The 19969-nt window shown below is 65.8% G+C and carries 19 protein-coding genes; 14 read left to right on the top strand and 5 right to left on the bottom strand.

Annotation, left to right across the window (positions count from 1 at the left end; genetic code table 11):
• Nucleotides 1-31: 31 nt before the first annotated feature.
• The 3 genes from KVT37_RS08545 (at nucleotide 32) to KVT37_RS08535 (ending at nucleotide 2544) form a co-directional block, all read left to right on the top strand.
• Nucleotides 32-532: an MmcB family DNA repair protein gene (locus tag KVT37_RS08545; protein WP_217571628.1), complete on the top strand. Its 501-nt coding sequence runs from the start codon at nucleotides 32-34 to the stop codon at nucleotides 530-532.
• Between the two features lie 180 nt (nucleotides 533-712).
• On the top strand, nucleotides 713-1459 hold the full coding sequence (locus tag KVT37_RS08540) for an SDR family oxidoreductase (RefSeq protein ID WP_217571626.1): 747 nt from the start codon (nucleotides 713-715) through the stop codon (nucleotides 1457-1459).
• A gap of 41 nt (nucleotides 1460-1500) precedes the next feature.
• Nucleotides 1501-2544: an RNA polymerase subunit sigma-70 gene (locus KVT37_RS08535; RefSeq protein WP_217571624.1), complete on the top strand. Its 1044-nt coding sequence runs from the start codon at nucleotides 1501-1503 to the stop codon at nucleotides 2542-2544.
• A gap of 4 nt (nucleotides 2545-2548) precedes the next feature.
• Here KVT37_RS08535 and nhaA read toward each other — a convergent pair whose 3' ends face one another.
• The 5 genes from nhaA to KVT37_RS08510 form a co-directional block, all read right to left on the bottom strand.
• Nucleotides 2549-3739 (bottom strand): Na+/H+ antiporter NhaA, encoded by a 1191-nt coding sequence (gene nhaA / locus KVT37_RS08530; RefSeq protein ID WP_217571622.1) that lies wholly within the window; start codon nucleotides 3737-3739, stop codon nucleotides 2549-2551.
• Between the two features lie 280 nt (nucleotides 3740-4019).
• Nucleotides 4020-4583 carry an ActR/PrrA/RegA family redox response regulator transcription factor gene (locus KVT37_RS08525; protein WP_040993706.1) on the bottom strand — a complete coding sequence of 188 codons (564 nt, stop codon included), beginning with the start codon at nucleotides 4581-4583 and terminating at the stop codon, nucleotides 4020-4022.
• A gap of 406 nt (nucleotides 4584-4989) precedes the next feature.
• Nucleotides 4990-6315 (bottom strand): ActS/PrrB/RegB family redox-sensitive histidine kinase, encoded by a 1326-nt coding sequence (locus KVT37_RS08520; protein WP_217571620.1) that lies wholly within the window; start codon nucleotides 6313-6315, stop codon nucleotides 4990-4992.
• 343 nt (nucleotides 6316-6658) lie between these two features.
• Nucleotides 6659-9121 carry an ATP-dependent helicase HrpB gene (gene hrpB / locus KVT37_RS08515; RefSeq protein ID WP_217571609.1) on the bottom strand — a complete coding sequence of 821 codons (2463 nt, stop codon included), beginning with the start codon at nucleotides 9119-9121 and terminating at the stop codon, nucleotides 6659-6661.
• A gap of 51 nt (nucleotides 9122-9172) precedes the next feature.
• Complete coding sequence (locus tag KVT37_RS08510; protein WP_217571607.1) at nucleotides 9173-10063, bottom strand: DMT family transporter; 891 nt, start codon at nucleotides 10061-10063, stop codon at nucleotides 9173-9175.
• Between the two features lie 24 nt (nucleotides 10064-10087).
• Between KVT37_RS08510 and KVT37_RS08505 the strand changes: the two genes are divergently transcribed.
• The 11 genes from KVT37_RS08505 (at nucleotide 10088) to KVT37_RS08455 (ending at nucleotide 19941) form a co-directional block, all read left to right on the top strand.
• Entirely contained in the window at nucleotides 10088-10777 is a 690-nt protein-coding gene (locus tag KVT37_RS08505) for a PIG-L deacetylase family protein (RefSeq protein ID WP_217571605.1), read from the top strand.
• Between the two features lie 491 nt (nucleotides 10778-11268).
• Nucleotides 11269-12597, top strand: a complete 1329-nt coding sequence (locus tag KVT37_RS08500; RefSeq protein WP_217571603.1) for an ABC transporter substrate-binding protein — start codon at nucleotides 11269-11271, stop codon at nucleotides 12595-12597.
• Nucleotides 12598-12704: 107 nt separating this feature from the next.
• A complete protein-coding gene (locus KVT37_RS08495) occupies nucleotides 12705-13652 on the top strand; it encodes a carbohydrate ABC transporter permease (protein WP_217571874.1) in 948 nt (315 codons plus the stop codon).
• A complete protein-coding gene (locus tag KVT37_RS08490) occupies nucleotides 13649-14599 on the top strand; it encodes a carbohydrate ABC transporter permease (protein WP_041001244.1) in 951 nt (316 codons plus the stop codon). The genes KVT37_RS08495 and KVT37_RS08490 overlap by 4 nt, the downstream gene beginning before the upstream one ends.
• Nucleotides 14596-14802, top strand: coding sequence for a hypothetical protein (locus KVT37_RS08485; RefSeq protein WP_127258256.1), 207 nt, complete (start codon nucleotides 14596-14598; stop codon nucleotides 14800-14802). The genes KVT37_RS08490 and KVT37_RS08485 overlap by 4 nt, the downstream gene beginning before the upstream one ends.
• Nucleotides 14803-14804: 2 nt before the next feature.
• Complete coding sequence (locus KVT37_RS08480) at nucleotides 14805-15911, top strand: ABC transporter ATP-binding protein (RefSeq protein WP_217571601.1); 1107 nt, start codon at nucleotides 14805-14807, stop codon at nucleotides 15909-15911.
• A complete protein-coding gene (locus tag KVT37_RS08475; RefSeq protein ID WP_217571599.1) occupies nucleotides 15904-16917 on the top strand; it encodes an ABC transporter ATP-binding protein in 1014 nt (337 codons plus the stop codon). The genes KVT37_RS08480 and KVT37_RS08475 overlap by 8 nt, the downstream gene beginning before the upstream one ends.
• A gap of 62 nt (nucleotides 16918-16979) precedes the next feature.
• The gene (locus KVT37_RS08470; RefSeq protein ID WP_217571596.1) at nucleotides 16980-18620 is read left to right on the top strand and encodes a dihydroxyacetone kinase subunit DhaK; all 1641 of its coding nucleotides are present in this window, start codon (nucleotides 16980-16982) and stop codon (nucleotides 18618-18620) included.
• A gap of 10 nt (nucleotides 18621-18630) precedes the next feature.
• Nucleotides 18631-19230, top strand: a complete 600-nt coding sequence (gene dhaL, locus KVT37_RS08465) for a dihydroxyacetone kinase subunit DhaL (protein WP_217571594.1) — start codon at nucleotides 18631-18633, stop codon at nucleotides 19228-19230.
• Entirely contained in the window at nucleotides 19230-19619 is a 390-nt protein-coding gene (dhaM, locus tag KVT37_RS08460; protein ID WP_095817697.1) for a dihydroxyacetone kinase phosphoryl donor subunit DhaM, read from the top strand. Before dhaL ends, dhaM begins: the two co-directional genes overlap by 1 nt.
• A gap of 19 nt (nucleotides 19620-19638) precedes the next feature.
• Nucleotides 19639-19941, top strand: coding sequence for an HPr family phosphocarrier protein (locus KVT37_RS08455; RefSeq protein WP_217571592.1), 303 nt, complete (start codon nucleotides 19639-19641; stop codon nucleotides 19939-19941).
• The last annotated feature ends 28 nt before the right edge of the window (nucleotides 19942-19969 follow it).

Raw genomic sequence — 19969 nt, 5'->3', positions numbered from 1 at the left:
ACCGTGAACAAAATCTGGCATGGTGCCTGCCATGCCACTCGTTTCGCCGATTCCCCTCAATCCGCTGATCGACGGCCGCCAGTCGGAGCGCGCCATGCTGGTGCGGCGCGGCGTGCAGCGGCTGCTCAGCGAAATGGGCGCGCATGTGCTTCCGGAGCTATCCCTGGCCACCGGGCGGCGCGCCGACCTCGTCGCGCTGACCAGGCAGGGCGACATCTGGATCATCGAGATCAAATCCTCGATCGAGGACTTTCGCGTCGACCGCAAATGGCCTGACTACCGGCTGCATTCCGACCGATTCTTCTTCGCCACCCATCCCGGGGTTCCGCAGGACATCTTTCCCGAGGAGTGCGGCTTCATCCTCTCCGACGGCTATGGCGCCGAGATCCTGCGCGATGCGCCTGAGCACCGCATGGCTGCCGCGACGCGCAAGGCGCTGATGCTGCGGATTGCGCGGGCGGGCGCCGCGCGGCTGCTGGCAGCCGAGCTTGCCGGGGTCGCGGTGCCGGCGCTGGATGGCGAGAGCGAGTAGATTTTTGCGACGGCGTGCCGCGCCTTGCCGTTGACTGCGGCATCAGGCCGGGGCCTCGAGCCCACCCCCGTCCAAGGCCGGCGAGAAATTTTCGGCCCGCACCGATGATTTCCAGTGATCCCGATTGTCTTCACCAGCAGGCGCGTCCGGATGGCCGGCGCCCTGGAAAAGAGGTGAGGTATGAAATCGTTGCACAATCAGAATGTGGTCGTCGTCGGAGGCAGCCGCGGCGTCGGACGCGCGATCGTGGAAGCCGCGCTTGGCGAGGGAGCGACCGTGCTTGCCGTCGCCCGTGGCGCCGCCGACCTGAAGCAGTTCGCCTGGGAACGCCCGGGCCTGAAAACCCTCAGCACGGATGCGACGGCGGAAGCCGCGCCGGAAGCGGTTTTCGATGCGCTGACACCCGACGTGCTGGTGGTCTGCGCCGGCGCGCTCGCCCCCGCCGCGCCGATACAGGAGCAGAGCTGGGAGGTCTTCTCGGCGAACTGGGAGATGGACGTCAAGGCGTCGTTCCTGTTCTGCCGCGAAGCCCTCAAGGGTCGGCTCAAACCCGGCAGCCGGGTGGTGCTGATCGCCAGCGGCGGAGCTTTTACCGGCGGGCCGCCGAATTCCGGCGGCTATGCCGGCGCCAAGCGCATGCAGGTTTTCCTGGCCGGCCATTGCCAGAAGGAATCGGACCGGCTCGGCCTCGGCCTGCGTTTCATGGCGCTTTCGCCGGCCCGCATCATGCCGGGCACTGGGGTCGGCGATCGCGGCATCGAAAGTATTTCCGCCTATATGGGCATCCGCCCGGCCGACTTCCTGGCCAGCATGAGCGACATGCAGACGCCGGACGATGTCGGACGGGCGGTGATCGAGCTCGCGACGGGCAAGCTGCAAGGCAGTTCGTTCACCGTGAGCGGCAGCGGCCTTGCGGCGGCGGCGTGAGGCGCGCAGGATGCCGGCCGACTTCAGCGCCCGGGCTTCCCATGACTGACGCCTTCGGCCCCATCGAACCTTTGGGTCGACCAGGCCAGCCGGCCCTCGACCGGCTGACTTTCGAGCGCCTGAGCGTCGCCCACCGCCGCGCGCTCAAGCTTCATTGCTACCGGATGATGGGCTCGCTCAACGAGGCGGACGATCTCGTCCAGGAGACGTTCCTCAGGGCCTGGCGCGGTCGGGCGCAATTCGACGGACGCGGCTCGGCGCGCGGCTGGCTCTACGCGATCGCCACCAACAGCTGCCTCAACGCGATCAAGGCACGGTCGTCGGCGCGGCGCATTCTCGAGCAACCCGGGCGGCCACCCGCCGAAGGCAGGGCGGCCGGCGGGCCGACCGCCGAATTCGCCTGGCTGGAGCCATATCCCGACGCGGAACTGCCCGACATTGCCGATGACAGGCCTGGCCCGGAAGCACGCTACGAGGCGCGCGAGGCGGTGCGGCTCGCCTTCGTCGCAGCGATCCAGCTTTTGCCGCCGCGGCAGCGCGCCGCCCTGCTGCTCCGCGATGTGCTCGGATGGTCCGCCATCGAGACCGCGCAATTGCTGGGTGGATCGACAGCCTCGATCAACAGCGCCCTGCAGCGGGCCCGCGCAACGCTGGGCGGGCACTACACGCAAGGCCGCCCACAGCGGCGATCAGAGCCCAGTCCGGACGAAGGCCTGCTGCTCGAACGCTATATGCGAGCCTGGCAGGCCGACAATCTGGACGGGCTCGTCGACCTGCTGCGCGAGGACGCCGTCTACCACATGCCGCCATGGCGGGAATGGTACCGCGGACATCAGGCAATCGGCGCTTTCCTCGGAACCGTCTGGGGTAATTTTGCCGGCTATCGAGCGGTCGCGATCGGCGCCAACGCCCAGCCGGCCGTGGGCGTTTACGCGCTCGGCCATCAGGATTCGATATGGCGGCCGCATTCGCTGCATGTCATCGAACCCTCGGACGGCAAGATCGCCTCGCTGACGATCTATGTCCCGCCGCTCGGCCCTGCCTTGTTCACGGCCTTTGGCCTGCCACCGGAGCCACTTGCTTGAGGGGTTAGTCCAAGTCCTCTTCCGCCCCGCCGGCAGCCGGCGCCGTCAGCAGCACGGCGGCGCCCAGCAGCGCGGCGATCAGCGAACCCGCGAGGATGCCGACCTTCACCGCGTCCTGCAGCGCCGGATCGCTGGCGAAGGCGAGCAGGCCGATGAACAGGCTCATGGTGAAGCCGATACCGCAAAGCAGCGAAATGCCCAGCATGTGCAGCCAGCCGGCATTGACCGGCAGGTCGGCGAGGCCGAACCGGATCGCAAGCGCCGAGGAGCCGAAGACGCCGACCAGCTTGCCGAGCACCAGGCCGGCGGCGACACCCAGCGTCAGCGGCTCGACCAGCGCCGCGAAGCTCAGCCCGCCGAGCGAGACGCCGGCATTGGCGAAGCCGAAGATCGGGATGACGATGAAGGGTACCAGCTTGTGCAGGCCGTGCTCGAGGCGATGCAGCGGCGAATGTTCAGTATCGTGGCTGATGCCGGGAGAGCGTTCGAGCGGAATGGTGAGCGCCAGCGCCACGCCGGCCAGCGTGGCGTGCACGCCCGACTTCAGCACGAGCACCCACAGCAGCGCGCCAAGCAGCAGATACGGCCAGAGCTTCATCGCCCGCATGCGGTTGAGCACGACCAGCAGGGCGATGACGACGAAGGCGGCCGCCAGATAAGCGAGCGACAGGCCGCTGGTGTAGAACAGCGCGATGATGATGACGGCGCCGAGATCGTCGATGATGGCCAGGGCGGTGAGAAAGACTTTCAGCGAGGCCGGCACACGGCTGCCGAGCAGCGAGAGCACGCCGAGCGCGAAGGCGATGTCGGTGGCGGTCGGGATCGCCCAGCCGCCCAGTGCCGCCGGATTGTCGCGGTTGACGGCGACATAGACCAGCGCCGGCACAACCATGCCGCCGGCGGCGGCGATGCCGGGCAGCACGCGGCGCGGCCAGGTCGAGAGCTGCCCGTCCAGCATCTCGCGCTTGATCTCCAGCCCGACCAGCAGGAAGAACACCGCCATCAGTCCGTCATTGATCCAATGCGAGACGCTGAGCGGCCCGAGATAGGCGTGGAGAACGGCGAAATAGGTGCCGGCCAAAGGCGAGTTGGCGACGACGAGCGCCAGGGCCGCGGCGACCATCAGGATGATGCCGCCGGCGGCCTCGCCATCGAGGAATTCGCGCAGGATCGATTTTGGCCGCTCGTCTCGCATGGATACCCCTCCAAAACCCTGGCCTGTCGGCTGGAACCTGTTGTCCAATGATGCGCAACGTCAGTGGCGATGCAAGGCCGAACGTCCGTCTCTTCGTCATCCACGGCGAAGCAAGGAGCGAAGCGACGCAGCGCAGACCCGAGGATCCATTCCGTTACATCGGAGCGGAGCCAACGGTGCAGAATTCTGCTCCGCTGCATCCTTCGGCCAAGGTCACGGCACGGATCCTCGGGTCTTCGCGCCGCTTTGCGGCGCTACGCCCAAGGATGACGACGTCGGTTCAGCGCGGCGCCCGCTTGGCAAGGATCCGCTGCAGGGTCCTGCGATGCATGTTCAACCGCCTCGCCGTCTCGGAAACGTTGCGGTCGCACATTTCGTAGACGCGCTGGATGTGCTCCCAGCGCACGCGATCGGCCGACATCGGGTTTTCCGGGGGCGCCGCGCGCTCGCCGGAGGTGCGGGTGAGCGCGGCGAAGACGTCGTCGGCATCGGCGGGCTTCGACAGATAGTCGACGGCGCCGAGCTTCACCGCCGTCACCGCGGTGGCGATATTGCCGTAGCCGGTCAGGATGATGGCGCGGGCGTCGTCGCGCTTCTCGCGGATGGCCGCCACGACATCGAGGCCGTTGCCGTCGCCGAGCCGCATGTCGACCACCGCATAGGCCGGCGGGTGGGCGCGCGCCTTGGCGACCGCCTCCTCCACGCTCTCCGCCGTCTCGACCACGAAACCCCTTGTTTCCATGGCCCGGGCGAGCCGGGTGAGGAAGGGCTTGTCGTCCTCGACGATGAGCAGCGAGGTATCCTCGCCCTCAACCATTGCGCCAGTCGTCTCGTCTCCGCTCATCTTATCGGTATCCTGCTGACCAAAAGCACTTCGCACCAAAAGAAATTCTGCCGAATACGCCTTAAGTCCTTGTTTCCGGGCATGTCGCTTTCCCAAACGCGGCAGGATTTTAAGCGAAATGCCTTACTTTTACGCAGATACAGTCCCGCAACGGCAATGTCCAATTTTTACAGCCGGCAACAGAGCTGCCCTGCGACAATTGCAGGGCTTCGTTCGCTGTTCCGCAATCATCGGACGGACGGCTACTGGGAACTGCCAGCCTCCAAGGTGTGTTGAGATTCAGGTCAGGCCGAGTCGAAAATGGTGGCTTCCGAGAACCGGAGCGGAGCGTACTCAAAGTACGTGAGCACCGGAAGCGCAGGAAACCGCCATTTGCAGGCCGGCCTCACCTGAATATCGACATACCTTAGGCATTGTCGAACATGGTGGCTGAGGCCTGGTCCTGGTTGAGGAACAGGCCGCGCGGCCAGGCGATCTGCACCACCGCGCCCTCGCCGAGCCCGCTCGAATTGCGGAAATCGATGGTGGCGCCGGAACGCTCCAGCAAGGTCTTGGCGATGAACAGCCCAAGCCCCAGGCCGCCGCCGGCCTCCGTGCCCTGGCGCGTCGACATATAGGGCTCGCCGATGCGGTCGATGATCTCGGCCGGAAAACCCGGCCCGTCATCGATGATCGCGAAGATGACCTTGTCACTGTCCCAGCTCCAGCTGACCGTCACCGACTTGCGGGCGAAATCGACGGCATTCTCGACCAGATTGCCGAGCCCGTAGATGACGCCGGGGCTGCGCTGGCCGACCGGTTCGGGACCGATGCGCTCGCCGGGACGCAGCCGGATCGAGATGCCGAAATCGCGATGCGGCGCCGTCACCTCCTCGACCAGCGAGGTGAGCGGCATGCGCGACAGATGCGCTTCGCCTTCCGAGGAAAGGCTGGTCAGGCGCTTCAGGATCTCGCGGCAGCGTTCGCTTTGCGAGCGCAACAGCTTGACGTCCTCGCCGAACTTCGGGTCCTTGCCGAGCGCCTTTTCCATCTCCTTGGCGACGACGGTGATGGTGGCCAGCGGCGTGCCGAGCTCGTGCGCGGCGGCGGCCGCCAACCCGTCCAGCGCCGACAGATGCTGCTCGCGCTGCAGCACCAGCTCGGTGGCGGCGAGCGCGTTGGCGAGCAGGCGCGCTTCCGCCGCGACGCGGAAGGCATAGATGGCGGTGAAGGCGATCGAGGCGAAGACCGCCATCCACATGCCGGCGACATAGATGAAGGGCATCGGCAGCGGCGAGCCCTCATACCAGGGCAGCGGCAGGTGGAAGAACACCAGAAGCGTGGCGGCAATCATGACCAGCGCGCCCAGCACCGCGGTCATGCGCAGCGGTAGCGAGGCGGCCGAGATGACGACCGGCACCGAAAGCAGCACGCAAAACGGATTGGTGAGGCCGCCGGTCATGTAGAGCAGGCCGGTAAGCTGGATACCGTCGAAGGTCAGAATGGCGAAGGCCGAGGGCGGCGTCAGGCGGTGCGCGGCGGGGTAACGGAAGGTGAGCCACAGATTCATCCAGGCCGAGCAGGCGATCAGCGCAAAGCACATCGAGACCGGCAGCGGGAATTTCAGCCCGTAGGCGACGACGAGCACGGCGACGCTCTGGCCGACGATGGCCAGCCAGCGCAGGCGGATCAGCGTGTTGAGCCGCAGCCGCTGGCTTTGCTGGGAATCGGGCGCGCGCAGGATGTTGATCATCGACTTACGATTATAACCGCAGGAGGGTAAGCGCTAGTAGCCAGTGGGGGCGACTTGACCCGGTTGGCAGCAGCCGGTGTTTCGGTTCACCATTATGAGCGCGACTTTGTCATCCACGGGCGGAGCGACGCGAAGCGGAGCGCAGACCCGAGGATCCATTCCGTTACCTCGACCGCAGAATGCAGCGGAGCAGAATTCTGGATCGCCGCGACACTTCGCAGTCACGGAATGGATCCTCGGGTCTACGCGCGTCGCTTCGCTCCTTGCTCCGCCCGAGGATGACGACGTGGTGGGCGTTTGCGCCAATCGCAAAGGTACGCGGTTCGCGACTGTGAGCCCGTCACTACGTTCCCCGCGGCTTGGCGCGGCTGGTGGCGGCCGCCAGAAGCGGGTTTTCCGGCCAGACATGCCTGGGATAGCGGCCGCGCATGTCGGTGCGCACATCCGCCCAGGAGCCGCGCCAGAAGCCGGGAAGATCACGCGTCGTCTGGATCGGCCGGTGCGCCGGCGACAGCAATTCGAGCGTCAGCGGCACGGTGCCGTTGGCGATCGCCGGATGCTTGTCCATGCCGAACAGCTCCTGCACGCGGATCGCCAGCACCGGCCATTCGCCGTCATAGCGGATCGGCACATGGCTGCCGGACGGCGCGTCGAAATGCGTCGGCGCCAGCGTGTCGACCTTGCGCTGCAGGTCGTGCGGGACCAGCGCCATCAGCGCCGACGACAAAGTCGCCGGCTTGATGGCCGCGAGAGAGGCGTCGCCGGAGAGAAACGGCAGGAGCCAGTCGTCGAGGCCCTCGACAAGCGCTTCATCCGAAACGTCGGGCCAGGGCGCGCCGAGGCCACGATGCAACCAACCGAGCCGCTGGCGGAGCACCTCCGCCTCCTTGCCCCAGTCGAGCAGCGACAGGCCGTGCTCGCGCAGCGCATCCAGGATGGCGCGGTCGGCATCGGCACCCGACGGCGGCGGCAGCATGCGCTCGGAAAGCGTGATGGCGCCGAGCCGCGCGGTCTCGCGCACCCGCACCGCGCGGCGCTCGCGGTCGAAGCTTGTCTCGCGCCTGGTCTCGATTCTGTCGGCAAGGGCGGCGCGGATGTCGGCTTCGTCGACCGGCGCGGCGGCGGTGATGCGGGCGTTCTGCGCCTTGCCCTGCAGATCGGCGACGACCAGCCAGGTTTCATTGGCGAGCGGATCGGCGGCATCGACCATGGCGCCCGAACCGTTGGCCAGCACGAAGCGGCCGCGCTCGCCGCGCGCCCTTGCCACACGGTCCGGCCAGGCATGGATGAGCAGCGAACCGGCGCCGGCTGGGGTGTCGTTCCTCTCTCCGCCAGCCTGCCTGGCCAGGCGCTCCGCCAGTTGCCGGGCGGCATTGGCGCGTGGCGATCTTTCACTGGCGAAACGCATCAGCCGGCGTTCGAGGTCGGCACTGTCGCCGCCGAGCCCGCGCTCGGTCAAAAGCCCGGCGAGCGTCGCCGCTTCCCGCGCATGGCCGGTCTTCGCCGCCTCGGCCACCATATGCGCCAGCCGCACCGGCAGCGCCAGCTTGCGCATGGCGGCGCCCGCCTCGGTCAGCCGGCCGGCATCGTCGATGGCGTGCAGCGCCTGCAGCAACGTGCGGGCCTCGTTGAGCGCCGGCGCCGGCGGCGGATCGAGGAACGACAGGCTCGACGGATCGGCAACGCCGAAGGGAGCGCAGTCGAGCAACAGGCCGGAAAGATCGGCCTCGAGGATTTCCGGCGGCGTGAAGGCGGGCAGCGACGCCGTCTGCTCGGCGCGCCACAGGCGCACGGCCAGGCCGGGCTGCGTACGGCCGGCGCGGCCAGCGCGCTGATCGGCCGAAGCCCTGCTGACACGCACCGTCTCCAGCCTGGTCAGGCCGCTCGCCGGCTCGTAGCGCGGCAGCCGCGACAGGCCGGAATCGATGACGACGCGCACGCCGTCGATGGTGATGGAGGTCTCGGCGATCGAGGTCGCCAGCACCACCTTGCGGCGGCCGGCTGGCGCCGGCTTGATGGCGGCGTCCTGCGCCTTGTTGTCGAGTTGGCCGTAGAGCGGAACGATGTCGGTGTCGGCACTGAGGCTGCCCGCGAGCCGCTCGGCGGTGCGCTCGATCTCGCGCTGTCCGGGCAGGAAGGCGAGCACGCTGCCCTGTTCGGTGCCCAACGCGGAGCGGATGGCCTTGGCCATGGCGTCCTCGATCGCCACGCCGGCGGGACGTTCGTCGTAGCGGATTTCGACCGGGAAGGCGCGGCCCTCGCTTTCGATCACCGGTGCCTGTGACAGAAGCCTTGCGACGCGCGCGCCGTCGAGCGTCGCCGACATGACCAGCAGGCGCAGATCCGGCCTGAGCGCGCCCTGCACGTCGAGCGCCAGTGCCAGGCCGAAATCGCCGTCGAGCGAGCGCTCGTGGAATTCATCGAAGATCACCGCCGAGACGCCTGGCAATACCGGATCGTCGAGGATCATGCGCGAGAGCACGCCTTCGGTGACGACCAGGATTTTCGTGCGCGCCGAGGTGCGGTTCTCCATGCGCATGGCGTAGCCGACGATGCCGCCCGGCTCCTCACCCAGCAATTCGGCCATACGGCGGGCGGCGGCGCGGGCGGCGAGCCGGCGCGGTTCGAGCAGCACGATCCGGCCCTGCCCCAGCCATGCAGCGTCGAGCAGCGCAAGCGGCACCAGCGTCGTCTTGCCGGCGCCGGGCGGCGCCACCAGCACGGCGCTGTTGCGCCCGGCAAGTGCCGCGCCAAGCGCCGGCAGCACGGCTGTGACCGGGAGGTCCGGCAAGGGTTTTGTCGTCATGTCGCCCGCATATCAGCGGTCACGGTCATCACGCAATGTGAGACCAGCCGCTCAAAGCCTTGTGCGCGAAAACGGGTTCCAGCGCACGGTGCCGAGCCTGACTTCTTCGCGCACCATCGTCAAAAGGCCGGACGCGCCGACCACCGTCAGACCGACCAATGACAGCCAGTCGGGATATTCCTGGAAGAACAGCGCGCCGAGGATGACCGCCCAGACGATCTGCGAGTAATGCGTCGGCGCGATGCGGTTGGCGGGCGCGTATTTGACCGCGAGCAGCTGCAGCAGCTGTCCGCCGGCGGTGAAAATGCCGGCCATGATCAGCCAGACCAGTTGCCCGAGGCCGGGGAGCGTGAAGGATGTCGCGGCGGCGCCCACCCCGTTGAAGACCAGGCCGTAGCCGACCAGCGCGCCGAGGATCGTCGTGCGCTTCTCCTGCTGGGCGAGCGAGCGCATCAGGATGACGCTGGTGGCGGCGAGGAAGGCATTGGCAAAGGCGGCGAGATGGCCGAGATGCAGTTCGCGAAAACCCGGCCGCACGACCAGCATGACGCCGATAAAGCCAGCGACCACTGCCAGCCAGCGCCAGGGACCGACCCGTTCCTTCAGGATGAGGGTCGACAGGATGGTGACCAGCAGCGGCGCCAGAAAGATCAGCGCGTAGACTTCCGCCAGCGGAATGGTGGTGAAGGCAAAGACGCTGAGCACTCCCGAAGCGATGCCGGACAAGGCGCGCGCTTGCACCGCCCAAGGCCTCTTGGTACGCCACGCGTCGCGCCAGCGCTCGTCCCTGGGCTTGGTGAAGAACAGAAAGCAGGCGGCAAACAAGGTCGAGAAGAAGCCGATCTCGAAGACGGTGAACTGCCCGCCCAGGCTCTTGATGACGGCGTCGCTGAACGAATAGCTTGCATAGGCGATCAGGGCGAGCAGGATTCCGTTCGGCACAGTTCCATTTCCGGGAGAATTGACGTGAAAATACTGGCGCTGGGGGCGCATCCCGACGACATCGAGATATTCATGTTCGGTACGATGGCCGCCTATGCCGCGCTAGGCGCAGAACTGACATTTGCCATAGCCACCGACGGCGCAAAGGGCGGCAAAGGGGATCCGGCGGCACTTGCCCGCCTGCGGCGCGAGGAAGCGGCCGCGGCAGCCGGATTGCTCGGCATCGAGCCGCGCTTCCTCGACTTTCCCGACGGAGCGCTCATCGCCGATGCCGCGTTCATCTCAGTGCTGAAGACGCTGATCGGCGAGGTGAAGCCTGACCTCGCCATCACCCATGCGCCCTATGACTATCACGGCGACCATCGCGCCTTGTCCGACGGCGTGCGCATCGCGGCGTCCTTCGCGCTACCGGTGCTGCATGCCGACACGCTCGGCGGCACCGGCTTTTCACCGACGCATTATGTCGAGATTTCCCACCATTGGGACATCAAGGCGAAAGCGATCCGCGCGCACCGCTCGCAGGGCCCGGAGCATTATGTGCACAGGGCGCGCCTCCAGAACGAGTTTCGCGCCGGACAGTGCAATGGCGCCTCCGGCGCGCTGGCCGAGGCCTTCCGCTTCGAGCCGACTTTCCCCTTCGCCGACATTCGCGCGCTGCTGCCGCCGGCGCCGCCGGTTAGGCCGGTGACGGCGAGCACTGGACGGGTCGACTGAGCCACATTGATTTTTCCTGGGCAACGCCATCTGTGACTGGCGGGACTGATCAGGCCGAAGGCTTGATTGCCAGGTGGTTCCCCCAATCCGTCGCTGCTTCGCAGCGCCACCTTTCCCCCCTCCGGAGGGAAAGGAAGGGAGCGTTGCAGGACGAGCGTTGACGCAAAAAAGCTCGGCGCCCTTCCTCTACCCCGTCGATCGGGGGAGAGGTGGCTCGGCGAAGCCGAGACGGAGTGGGGGTCGACCAGCGCCACGGTCCGTGCCATGCGGCGTAACAGCCGACGCTTTTCCCGAACGATTTCAATGACCCTTCCCGCCATGCTGCGACGCAGCAACGAATTCGCTTGCGTTGTTTAGTAAAAAGAGCATCACTAAACAAATTACTAAACATTGGCCGCGCGTCGCGCGCCATGTTTGGGCCCTCGGAGGAGCGAGGGTTGAGGGCTCTTGAAACCGTCATCCGGACGCGTTTCGCAAATGGGAGGTAAGGCATGAAATCGACCTTGAAACTGGCGTTGGGACTGGCCTCGGCGATCTTTGCGTCGACAGCCGTCTCGAATGTCGCGCATGCGGAAGACCTGACGCTGTGCTGGGCGGCCTGGGATCCGGCCAACGCGCTCGTGGAACTGTCCAAGGACTTCACCAAGCAAACCGGCATCGGCATGAAGTTCGAGTTCGTGCCGTGGACCAACTACGCCGACCGCTTCCTCAACGAGCTCAACTCGCACGGCAAGCTCTGCGACCTGATCATCGGCGACAGCCAGTGGATCGGCGGCGCCGCCGAGAACGGCCACTACGTCAAGCTGAACGACTTCTTCGACAAGGAGCATATCAGCATGGACGACTTCGTGCCGGCGACCGTGGTCGGCTATTCCGAATGGCCGAAGAACACGCCGAACTACTGGGCGCTGCCGGCCATGGGCGACGTCGTCGGCTGGACCTATCGCAAGGACTGGTTCTCCAAGCCCGAACTGCAGAAAGAATTCAAGGAGAAATATGGCTGGGAGCTTGGGCCGCCCAAGACCTATGACCAGCTGATGCAGATCGCCGAATTCTTCCAGAAGCGGCAGATCGACGGCAAGACGGTCTATGGCGCCTCGATCTATACCGAACGCGGCTCGGAAGGCATCACCATGGGCGTCACCAACGTCCTCTACGACTATGGCTTCGACTATCAGAATCCAAAGAAGGCCTACGAAATGCAGGGCTTCGTCAACTCTGCGGACGCGGCCAAGGGCCTCGAATTCTACAAGAAGCTATATGATTGCTGCACGCCTCCCGGGTCGTCGAACGTCTACATGGGCGAATCGGCCGACGCCTTCAAATCGGGCCAGGTTGCCCTGCATATGAACTTCGCCTTCACCTGGCCGGGTCTCTACAAGGACGAGAAAGTAGGTGGCGACAAGATCGGCTTCTTCGCCAACCCCGCCGGTCCGAAGGGGCATTTCGCCCAGCTCGGCGGCCAGGGTATTTCCGTGGTCTCCTATTCCGACAAACAGGAATCGGCGCTGAAATACATCAAGTGGTTCGCCAACAAGGACGTGCAGGCCAAATGGTGGGCGCTGGGCGGCTACTCCTGTCTCAATGCGGTGGTGAACGACCCCAAATTCCCTTCCAGCCAGCCCTACGCTTCGACCTTCCTGGAATCGATGGCGATCGTGAAGGATTTCTGGGCCGAGCCGAGCTACGCCACGCTTTTGCAGGCGATGCAGAAGCGCGTTCATGACTATGTGGTGGCCGACAAGGGTACCGCGCAGGAAGCGCTCGACAGTCTGGTCAAGGACTGGACGCAGACCTTCCAGGACGATGGCAAGATGTAAGGCTCCTCCCGAGCCGTGACCCGCGCGTCCCGTGCCGCCCTTGGCACGGGACGCAGTTCAGATAAATTCCATTGTCGAGACTTGACGTGACCGAAGCAGGACTCACCATGCTTGATCGGACTGCGGACAACGTTGCCCGGGCGACCCCGGAGCCGTTGGCCAAGAAGATCCGGGGCATCAGCGATAAGGGCCTCGCCTGGCTGTTCATTTCGCCGACGATTCTTTTGTTGCTTGCCATCAACATCTTCCCGCTGTTCTGGGCGATCTATCTGTCGTTCACCAACTACCGCGCCAACCGCCCCAACGAGGTGGTGAAGAACCTCGGGCTCGCCAATTACCAGCGCATCCTCGGCGACCAGGACATCTGGATCGCCATGCAGACCACGGCGCATTTCGTGTTCTGGACGATCCTTTTGCAGACGGTGATCGGCTTCACGCTCGCCTGGCTGATCGACCGCAAGTTCCGCGGCCATGCCTTCTGGACCACCGTGATCCTGGTGCCGATGATGCTGTCGCCGGCGGTGGTCGGCAATTTCTGGCGCTTCCTCTACGAACCGCAGATCGGGCTGTTTTCCTATGTCGTCTCCTTCGTCACCGGCATTCCGCCGACGAATGTGCAGATGCTGTCCAATGTCGAATTGGCGCCATGGTCGATCATCATCGTCGACACCTGGATGTGGACGCCCTACGTCATGCTGATCTGCCTCGCCGGCCTGCGCTCCATCCCGGAATATATCTATGAGGCTGCCGAGGTCGACCGCGCCTCCAACTGGCGGCAGTTCTGGTCGATCACGCTGCCGATGGCGCTGCCCTTCATTATGCTCGCGGTGCTGTTCCGCGGCATCGAGAACTTCAAGATGTTCGACATGGTCAACCTCTTGACCGGCGGCGGGCCCGGCTCGACCACCGAGGTCGCCTCGATCACGTTGAAGCGGCAGGCCTTCGAAAGCTGGCGCACCGGCTATTCCTCGGCCTTCGCCATCATCTTGTTCGTCGCGGTGTTTGGCCTCGCCAACATCTACGTCAAGGCACTCAACAAGGTGAAGCAGAGATGAGCCTGACCACCGCCCATTCCGTCGTCGCGCCGTCGTCGAACGCGAAGCTGATCGCCGGCACGATCATCATAGCCTATGCGCTGATCTCGATCGTGCCGCTGTTGTGGATCTTCGCCACCAGCTTCAAGACGCCGCCGGACTCGATCGCCTATCCGCCGAAGATCGTCTTCCAGCCGAGCATCGAGGGCTATTGCAACCTGTTCACGACCCGCACCCGGCAAACGCCGGAATACATCAACTCGCTGGGGCCGGCGACAGGCTTCTGCGACGAGACGGTGCGCAAGCGCAATATGGTGATCGCCGGCCCATCGAACTTCCTGCCGCGTTTCGTCAACTCGCTGATCATCGCCTTCGGCTCGACCTTCTGCGCGGTGTTCCTCGGCACGCTCTCGGCCTATGGCTTCTCGCGCTTCAAGGTGCCATTGGCCGACGATCTTTTGTTCTTCATCCTGTCGACGCGCTTCATGCCGCCGATCGCGGTGGCGATCCCGATCTATCTGATGTACCGCGAGCTCGGCCTGTCCGACACCGCGCTCGGCATGATCCTGCTCTATACCGCGGTCAACGTCTCGCTGGCTGTCTGGCTGCTCAAGGGCTTCATCGACGAAATCCCGCGCGAGTACGAAGAGGCCGCGATGATCGACGGCTATACGCGGTTGCAGGCCTTCTGGCGCACCGTACTGCCGCAAGCGACGACCGGCATCGCCGCGACCGCCATCTTCTGCCTGATCTTCGCCTGGAACGAATATGCGTTCGCCGCGCTCCTCACCTCCGGCACCGCGCAGACCGCGCCGCCGTTCATCCCGACGATCATCGGCGAAGGCGGCCAGGACTGGCCGGCGGTAGCGGCGGGCACGACCATCTTCCTGGTGCCGATCCTCGTCTTCACCATCCTGCTCCGCAAGCAATTGCTGCGCGGCATAACCTTCGGCGCGGTGCGCAAATGAGCACGATCCAGACTGCAAAACGTAAATCGCGTTGGCCCGTCTGGGCAAGGCGCGGCCTGATGGAAAACATCGCGACGGCGATCATCGCGATCGGCTTCCTGATGCTGTTTCAGCCCTTCGCGCTGTCGCTCTACACCTATTCCTTCATCACCATGCTTGCCGGCACGGTGATGTTCATCATCGTCTCGAAATTCCCGGAATAACTATGGCCGAGATCCGTGTTCAGAACCTGAGGAAGGCCTTCGGCGCATTCGTCGCCGTGCAGGATTCCAATTTCGTCGTCGAGGATGGCGAGTTCTTCGTCATGCTCGGACCGTCCGGCTGCGGCAAGACGACGACGCTGCGCATGATCGCCGGCCTCGAACTGCCGACCGGCGGCAAGATCCTGCTCGGCGGCGAGGACGTCACCATGCGCCGGGCGCGCGAGCGCGACATCGCCTTCGTGTTCCAGCTCTTCGCGCTCTATCCGCATATGAATGTGCGCAAGAACATCGGCTTTCCGCTGCTGGCGCAGGGCATGGCTTCGGCGGAGATCCGCGAACGGGTCGAGGAGACAGCGAAGCTGTTGCGTATCGACCATTTGCTCGACAAGTCGGTCTCCGGCCTTGCCGGCGGCGACCGGCAGCGCGTCGCGCTCGGCCGCGCCATCGTGCGGCGCCCGAAATGTTTCCTGATGGATGAGCCGCTCGGCACGCTCGACACCGAGTTCCGCGACTTGATGGTCCACGAACTGCGCGAGCTGCACAACCGCATCCACGCCACGACGGTCTATGTCACGCATGACCAGATGGAAGCGATGTCGATGGCCGACAAGATAGCGGTGATGAACCATGGCGTCATCGAGCAGTTCGGCACGCCGCGCGAGATCTACGACCGGCCGGCGACCATGTTCGTCGCCGATTTCATCGGCTCGCCGCCGATGAATTTCCTGAAATTCGGCGGTGGGCTCGCCAAGGGCGCGAAGGAGATCGTCGTGCAAGGCGCCAAGGTGGCGGTGCCGGAAGTGCGCGAGGACGTGGCACCCGCCGACATGGCGCTCGGCATCCGGCCCGAGCATATCCGCTTCGACGACGGCTCGAGGCTGCGCGGCGCGATCTACGGCACCGAATATCTCGGCACCACGCAGATCGTCGCTGTCGAGACGGCAGACGGCATCATCAAGGCGCGGGTGCCGGCAGGCATCCACCTCAGTCCCGGCGAGCAGGTCGGGCTGGCGCTGAGCAGCGCCCGGCTGTCGCTGTTCGAGAAGGGTACGGGACGCGCGGTCAGGACCGCCATGTATGATCAGGCAGCGGAGGCGCGCCATGGCTGATGTCCGTATCCAGGGCGTGACCAAGAGTTTCGGCGGCACCGTCGCGATCGACGATCTCGACCTCGCGATCAAGGACGGCGAATTCGTCGTGCTGCTTGGGCCCACCGGCGCCGGCAAGACGACGACGCTGAGGCTGATCGCCGGGCTGGAGCGGCCGGACAGCGGCACGATCCATATCGGCGGCCATGACGCGACGGCGCTGTCGCCAGCCGAACGCGACACTGCCTTTGTCTTCCAGCAATATTCGCTCTACCCGCATCTTTCGGTGTTCGACAACCTCGCCTTCCCGCTGCGCTCGCCGGCGCGGCGCTTTCCGGAGGAGGCGGTGCGTCGGCGTGTCGAGGAGGTGGCCCGCATGGTGCGCATCGACCACAAGCTCGACAACCGCTCGACAAAACTGTCGGGCGGCGAGATGCAGCGCGTCGCCATCGGCCGCGCGCTGGTGCGCAAGCCGGCGATCTATCTGATGGACGAGCCGCTGTCGTCGCTCGACGCCAAGCTGCGCGCCGATCTGAGGCTCGAGTTGAAGCGCATCCAGTCCGAGCTCGGCGCCACCATGCTCTATGTCACACACGACCAGATCGAGGCGATGACCATGGCCGACCGCATCGGCATCCTCGCCGACGGCGTTTTGGTGCAGATCGGCACGCCGCGCGCGATCTACTCGGAGCCGGCAAACCTTCATGTCGCCGCCCGCCTCGGCCAGCCGGCGATCAACCTTCTGCCGGCCGGGCTGCTGCCCGATGGCGGCGCGCCGACCGGAACGAAAACGATCGGCGCCCGCACCGAGCATCTCGCGATCGAGAAGGCGGCGAACGGCCATGCCGACGGCGTCGTCGACTGGGTCGAGCATCTCGGCGACCAGAACCACCTGCATGTGACGGTCGGGGCGAAGAAACTGGTGACGCTGACCGATCCCGACACGCCGCTGGCAAAGGGGGACAAGGTGACGATCCGCTACGTCGCGCCGCTTTATTTTGGCTCGGACGGGCAAAGACTGATGTAGCCGCCCTCGCGCCCATATTCGCACACCGATTGACGACCGCAGATACGGACTGGACGAAATCCATGAAGCACTTTTTCAACCGCAAGGACACGATCGTCACCGAAGCGCTCGACGGCTTCCTGGCCACCTCCGGTTCCGGCGCGCTGGCGCGGCTCGACGGCTATCCCGAGATCAAGGTCGTGCTGCGCGCCGATTGGGACAAGACCAAGGTCGCAGTCGTCTCAGGCGGCGGCGCCGGGCACGAGCCCTCGCATGCCGGCTTCGTCGGCGCCGGCATGCTGACGGCGGCAGTCTCCGGCGAGATCTTTGCCTCTCCGAGCGTCGAGGCCGTGCTGGCGGCGATCCGCGCCACGACCGGCCCCGCCGGCTGCCTGCTGATCGTCAAGAACTACACCGGCGACCGGCTGAATTTCGGACTGGCTGCGGAGAAGGCGCGCGCCGAGGGCCTCGCGGTCGAGATGGTGATCGTCGGCGACGACATCGCGCTGCCCGACATCGCGCAGCCGCGCGGCGTCGCCGGCACGCTGTTCGTGCACAAGATCGCCGGGCACCTTTCCGAAAGCGGCCGCGACCTGGCGTCGGTGGCGGCCGCGGCACGCGCGGCGGCCAAGGACATTGTTTCGCTCGGCATCTCGCTCTCGTCGTGCTCGATCCCCGGACAGGCGCATGAGGAGCGGTTCGGCGCGAATGATGGCGAGCTCGGCCTCGGCATCCATGGCGAGCCGGGCGTCGAGCGGATCGCGCTGCAGAGCGCCGGTGCGCTGGTGGCGATCATGGCGGAGCGCCTTGCCGCGCGGCTCGATCCCGGCAGCCGCTATGCGCTGTTGATCAACAATCTCGGCTCGGTGCCGCCGCTGGAAATGTCTTTGATCGCCAATGCGGTGCTGGCCTCGCCGCTGGCGAAGACGGTGGCGCTGACCATCGGCCCCGGCCATCTGATGACCGCGCTCAACATGAACGGCTTCTCGCTGTCGCTGATCAGGTTGGACGCGGAGCGCGAGGCGGCGCTGCTGGCGCCTGTCGGCCCGCATGCCTGGCTGCCGGCAAAGCCGGTTCGCGCTCCGGTGGTCGTGACGATGGCCAAGCCGGCTATCGGCTCGACCGCAAAGGCTGCCAGCCGCGATGCGGCCACGGAGCGGCTGATCACGGCCGCCTGCCAGAAGCTGATCGCGCTGGAAGAACCCCTCAACGCTCTCGATGCCAAGGCTGGCGATGGCGACACCGGCTCGACCGTTGCGACCGGCGCGCGCAGCGTACTTGACCGTGTCGACACACTTCCGCTTGCCGACAAGGCCGCAACGCTCGCTACAATCGGTGATACGTTGGGCGCATCCATGGGGGGCTCGAGCGGCGTGCTGCTGTCGATCTTTTTCACCGCCGCCGCGCAGACTTTGGGGTTTGGCGCAACTTTGCCCAAGGCGCTGCTCGCTGGCCTCGACCGCATGACCTTCTACGGCGGCGCCAAAGTCGGCGACCGCACCATGGTCGACGCGCTGGAGCCGGGGCTGAAGGCCCTCGACGCGAGCGGGCTGGAAGCGGCCGCCAAAGCGGCGCGGCAGGGCGCCGAGGCAACCGCGGCGATGCAGAAGGCAAAGGCCGGCCGTTCCGCCTATATCGGCCGGCAGCTCGACATAGCGGATCCCGGCGCCTTCGCGGTCGCCGAGGTTTTCGCTGCCGTGGCGGCGCTGTTCGCCCCGGCATGAAGGGTCAATAATGACCGCGTCCGATTTCTCCCGACTGATCGCGGCGGCGGCCGATACGATCGCGGCGCATGCCGAGGAATTGACCGCGCTCGACCAGGCTATCGGCGACGGCGACCACGGGTTGAACATGAAGCGCGGCTTCGAGGCCGTGCGCGCCGAGACGAATGGTTTTGCGGCAAAGCCGCTGCCCGACGCGCTGAAAGCGGTCGGCACCAAGCTGGTGATGACCGTCGGCGGCGCCTCCGGCCCGCTGTTCGGCACGCTGTTCATGGCGCTCGGCAAGGAACTGCCGGCCACGCCGGATCGCGCCGCGCTGACGGTGGCGTTTAACAAGGCGATCGAGGCGGTCGCGGCGCGCGGCAAATCGCAGCCCGGACAAAAAACCATGCTCGACGTGCTGCAGCCGGTGTATGAGGCGCTGGCGCAAGGCAAGACGGCTGGCGAAATCGCCGACGCCGCCGACAAGGCGGCCGAGGCCACGGTGCCCTTGAAGGCCCTGCGCGGGCGCGCCTCCTTCCTGGGAGAACGCTCGATCGGGCATATGGATGCCGGAGCGCGCTCGACCGCGCTGCTGGTGCGTGCAGTCGCGGAAGCGATAGAGGGTCATTGATGAGCAATGTCGGTATCGTCATCGTGTCGCATTCGCCCCTGGTTGCCGAGGGCACGGCCGACATGGTGCGCCAGATGGTCGGGGACGAAGTGCCGCTTGCCTGGTGCGGCGGAAACGGCCATGGCGGGCTCGGCACCAGCGTCGAGGCGATCATGGGTGCGATCGACAAGGCCTGGTCGGAAGCGGGCGTCGCGATACTGGTCGATCTCGGCGGCGCCGAGACCAATTCGGAGATGGCGGTCGAGATGATCGGCGAGCCGCGCTCGCACAAGATCATCGTCTGCAACGCGCCGATCGTGGAAGGCGCGGTGATGGCGGCGACCGAATCCTCCGGCGGCGCCTCGCTCAAGGAAGTGGTGGCGACGGCGCATGAATTGTCGCCGTCGTGAACAAACGGGAACCGACTGAATGTCCGCATCCGCCGAAGCAACCGTTCTGATCACCCATGCGGTCGGCCTGCACGCGCGCCCTTCGGTGAAGTTCACCAAGCTCGCCAAGACGTTCGCGGCCGAAGTGGAGGTGGCGGTGGCGGCGAACGGCCCCTGGTTCGACGCCAAGAGCATCGTCAAGGTGATGGCGGCCAAGGCGCCGAAGGGAACGCTGCTGCACATCCGCGCCAAAGGCGACGGCGCAAGCAAGGCGGTCGAAGCGCTGGTCGGTCTGGTGCAGCGCGACTTCGACGAGGGCGCGGATCATGCCCGGTCCGCTTGAGACGGGTCCGCACGCTCTCAGACCCGCA

The sequence above is a fragment of the Mesorhizobium sp. GbtcB19 genome, assembly GCF_019091085.1.
In the GTDB taxonomy this organism is placed as follows: domain Bacteria; phylum Pseudomonadota; class Alphaproteobacteria; order Rhizobiales; family Rhizobiaceae; genus Mesorhizobium.
This window is presented reverse-complemented; position numbering and strand designations above follow the sequence as displayed.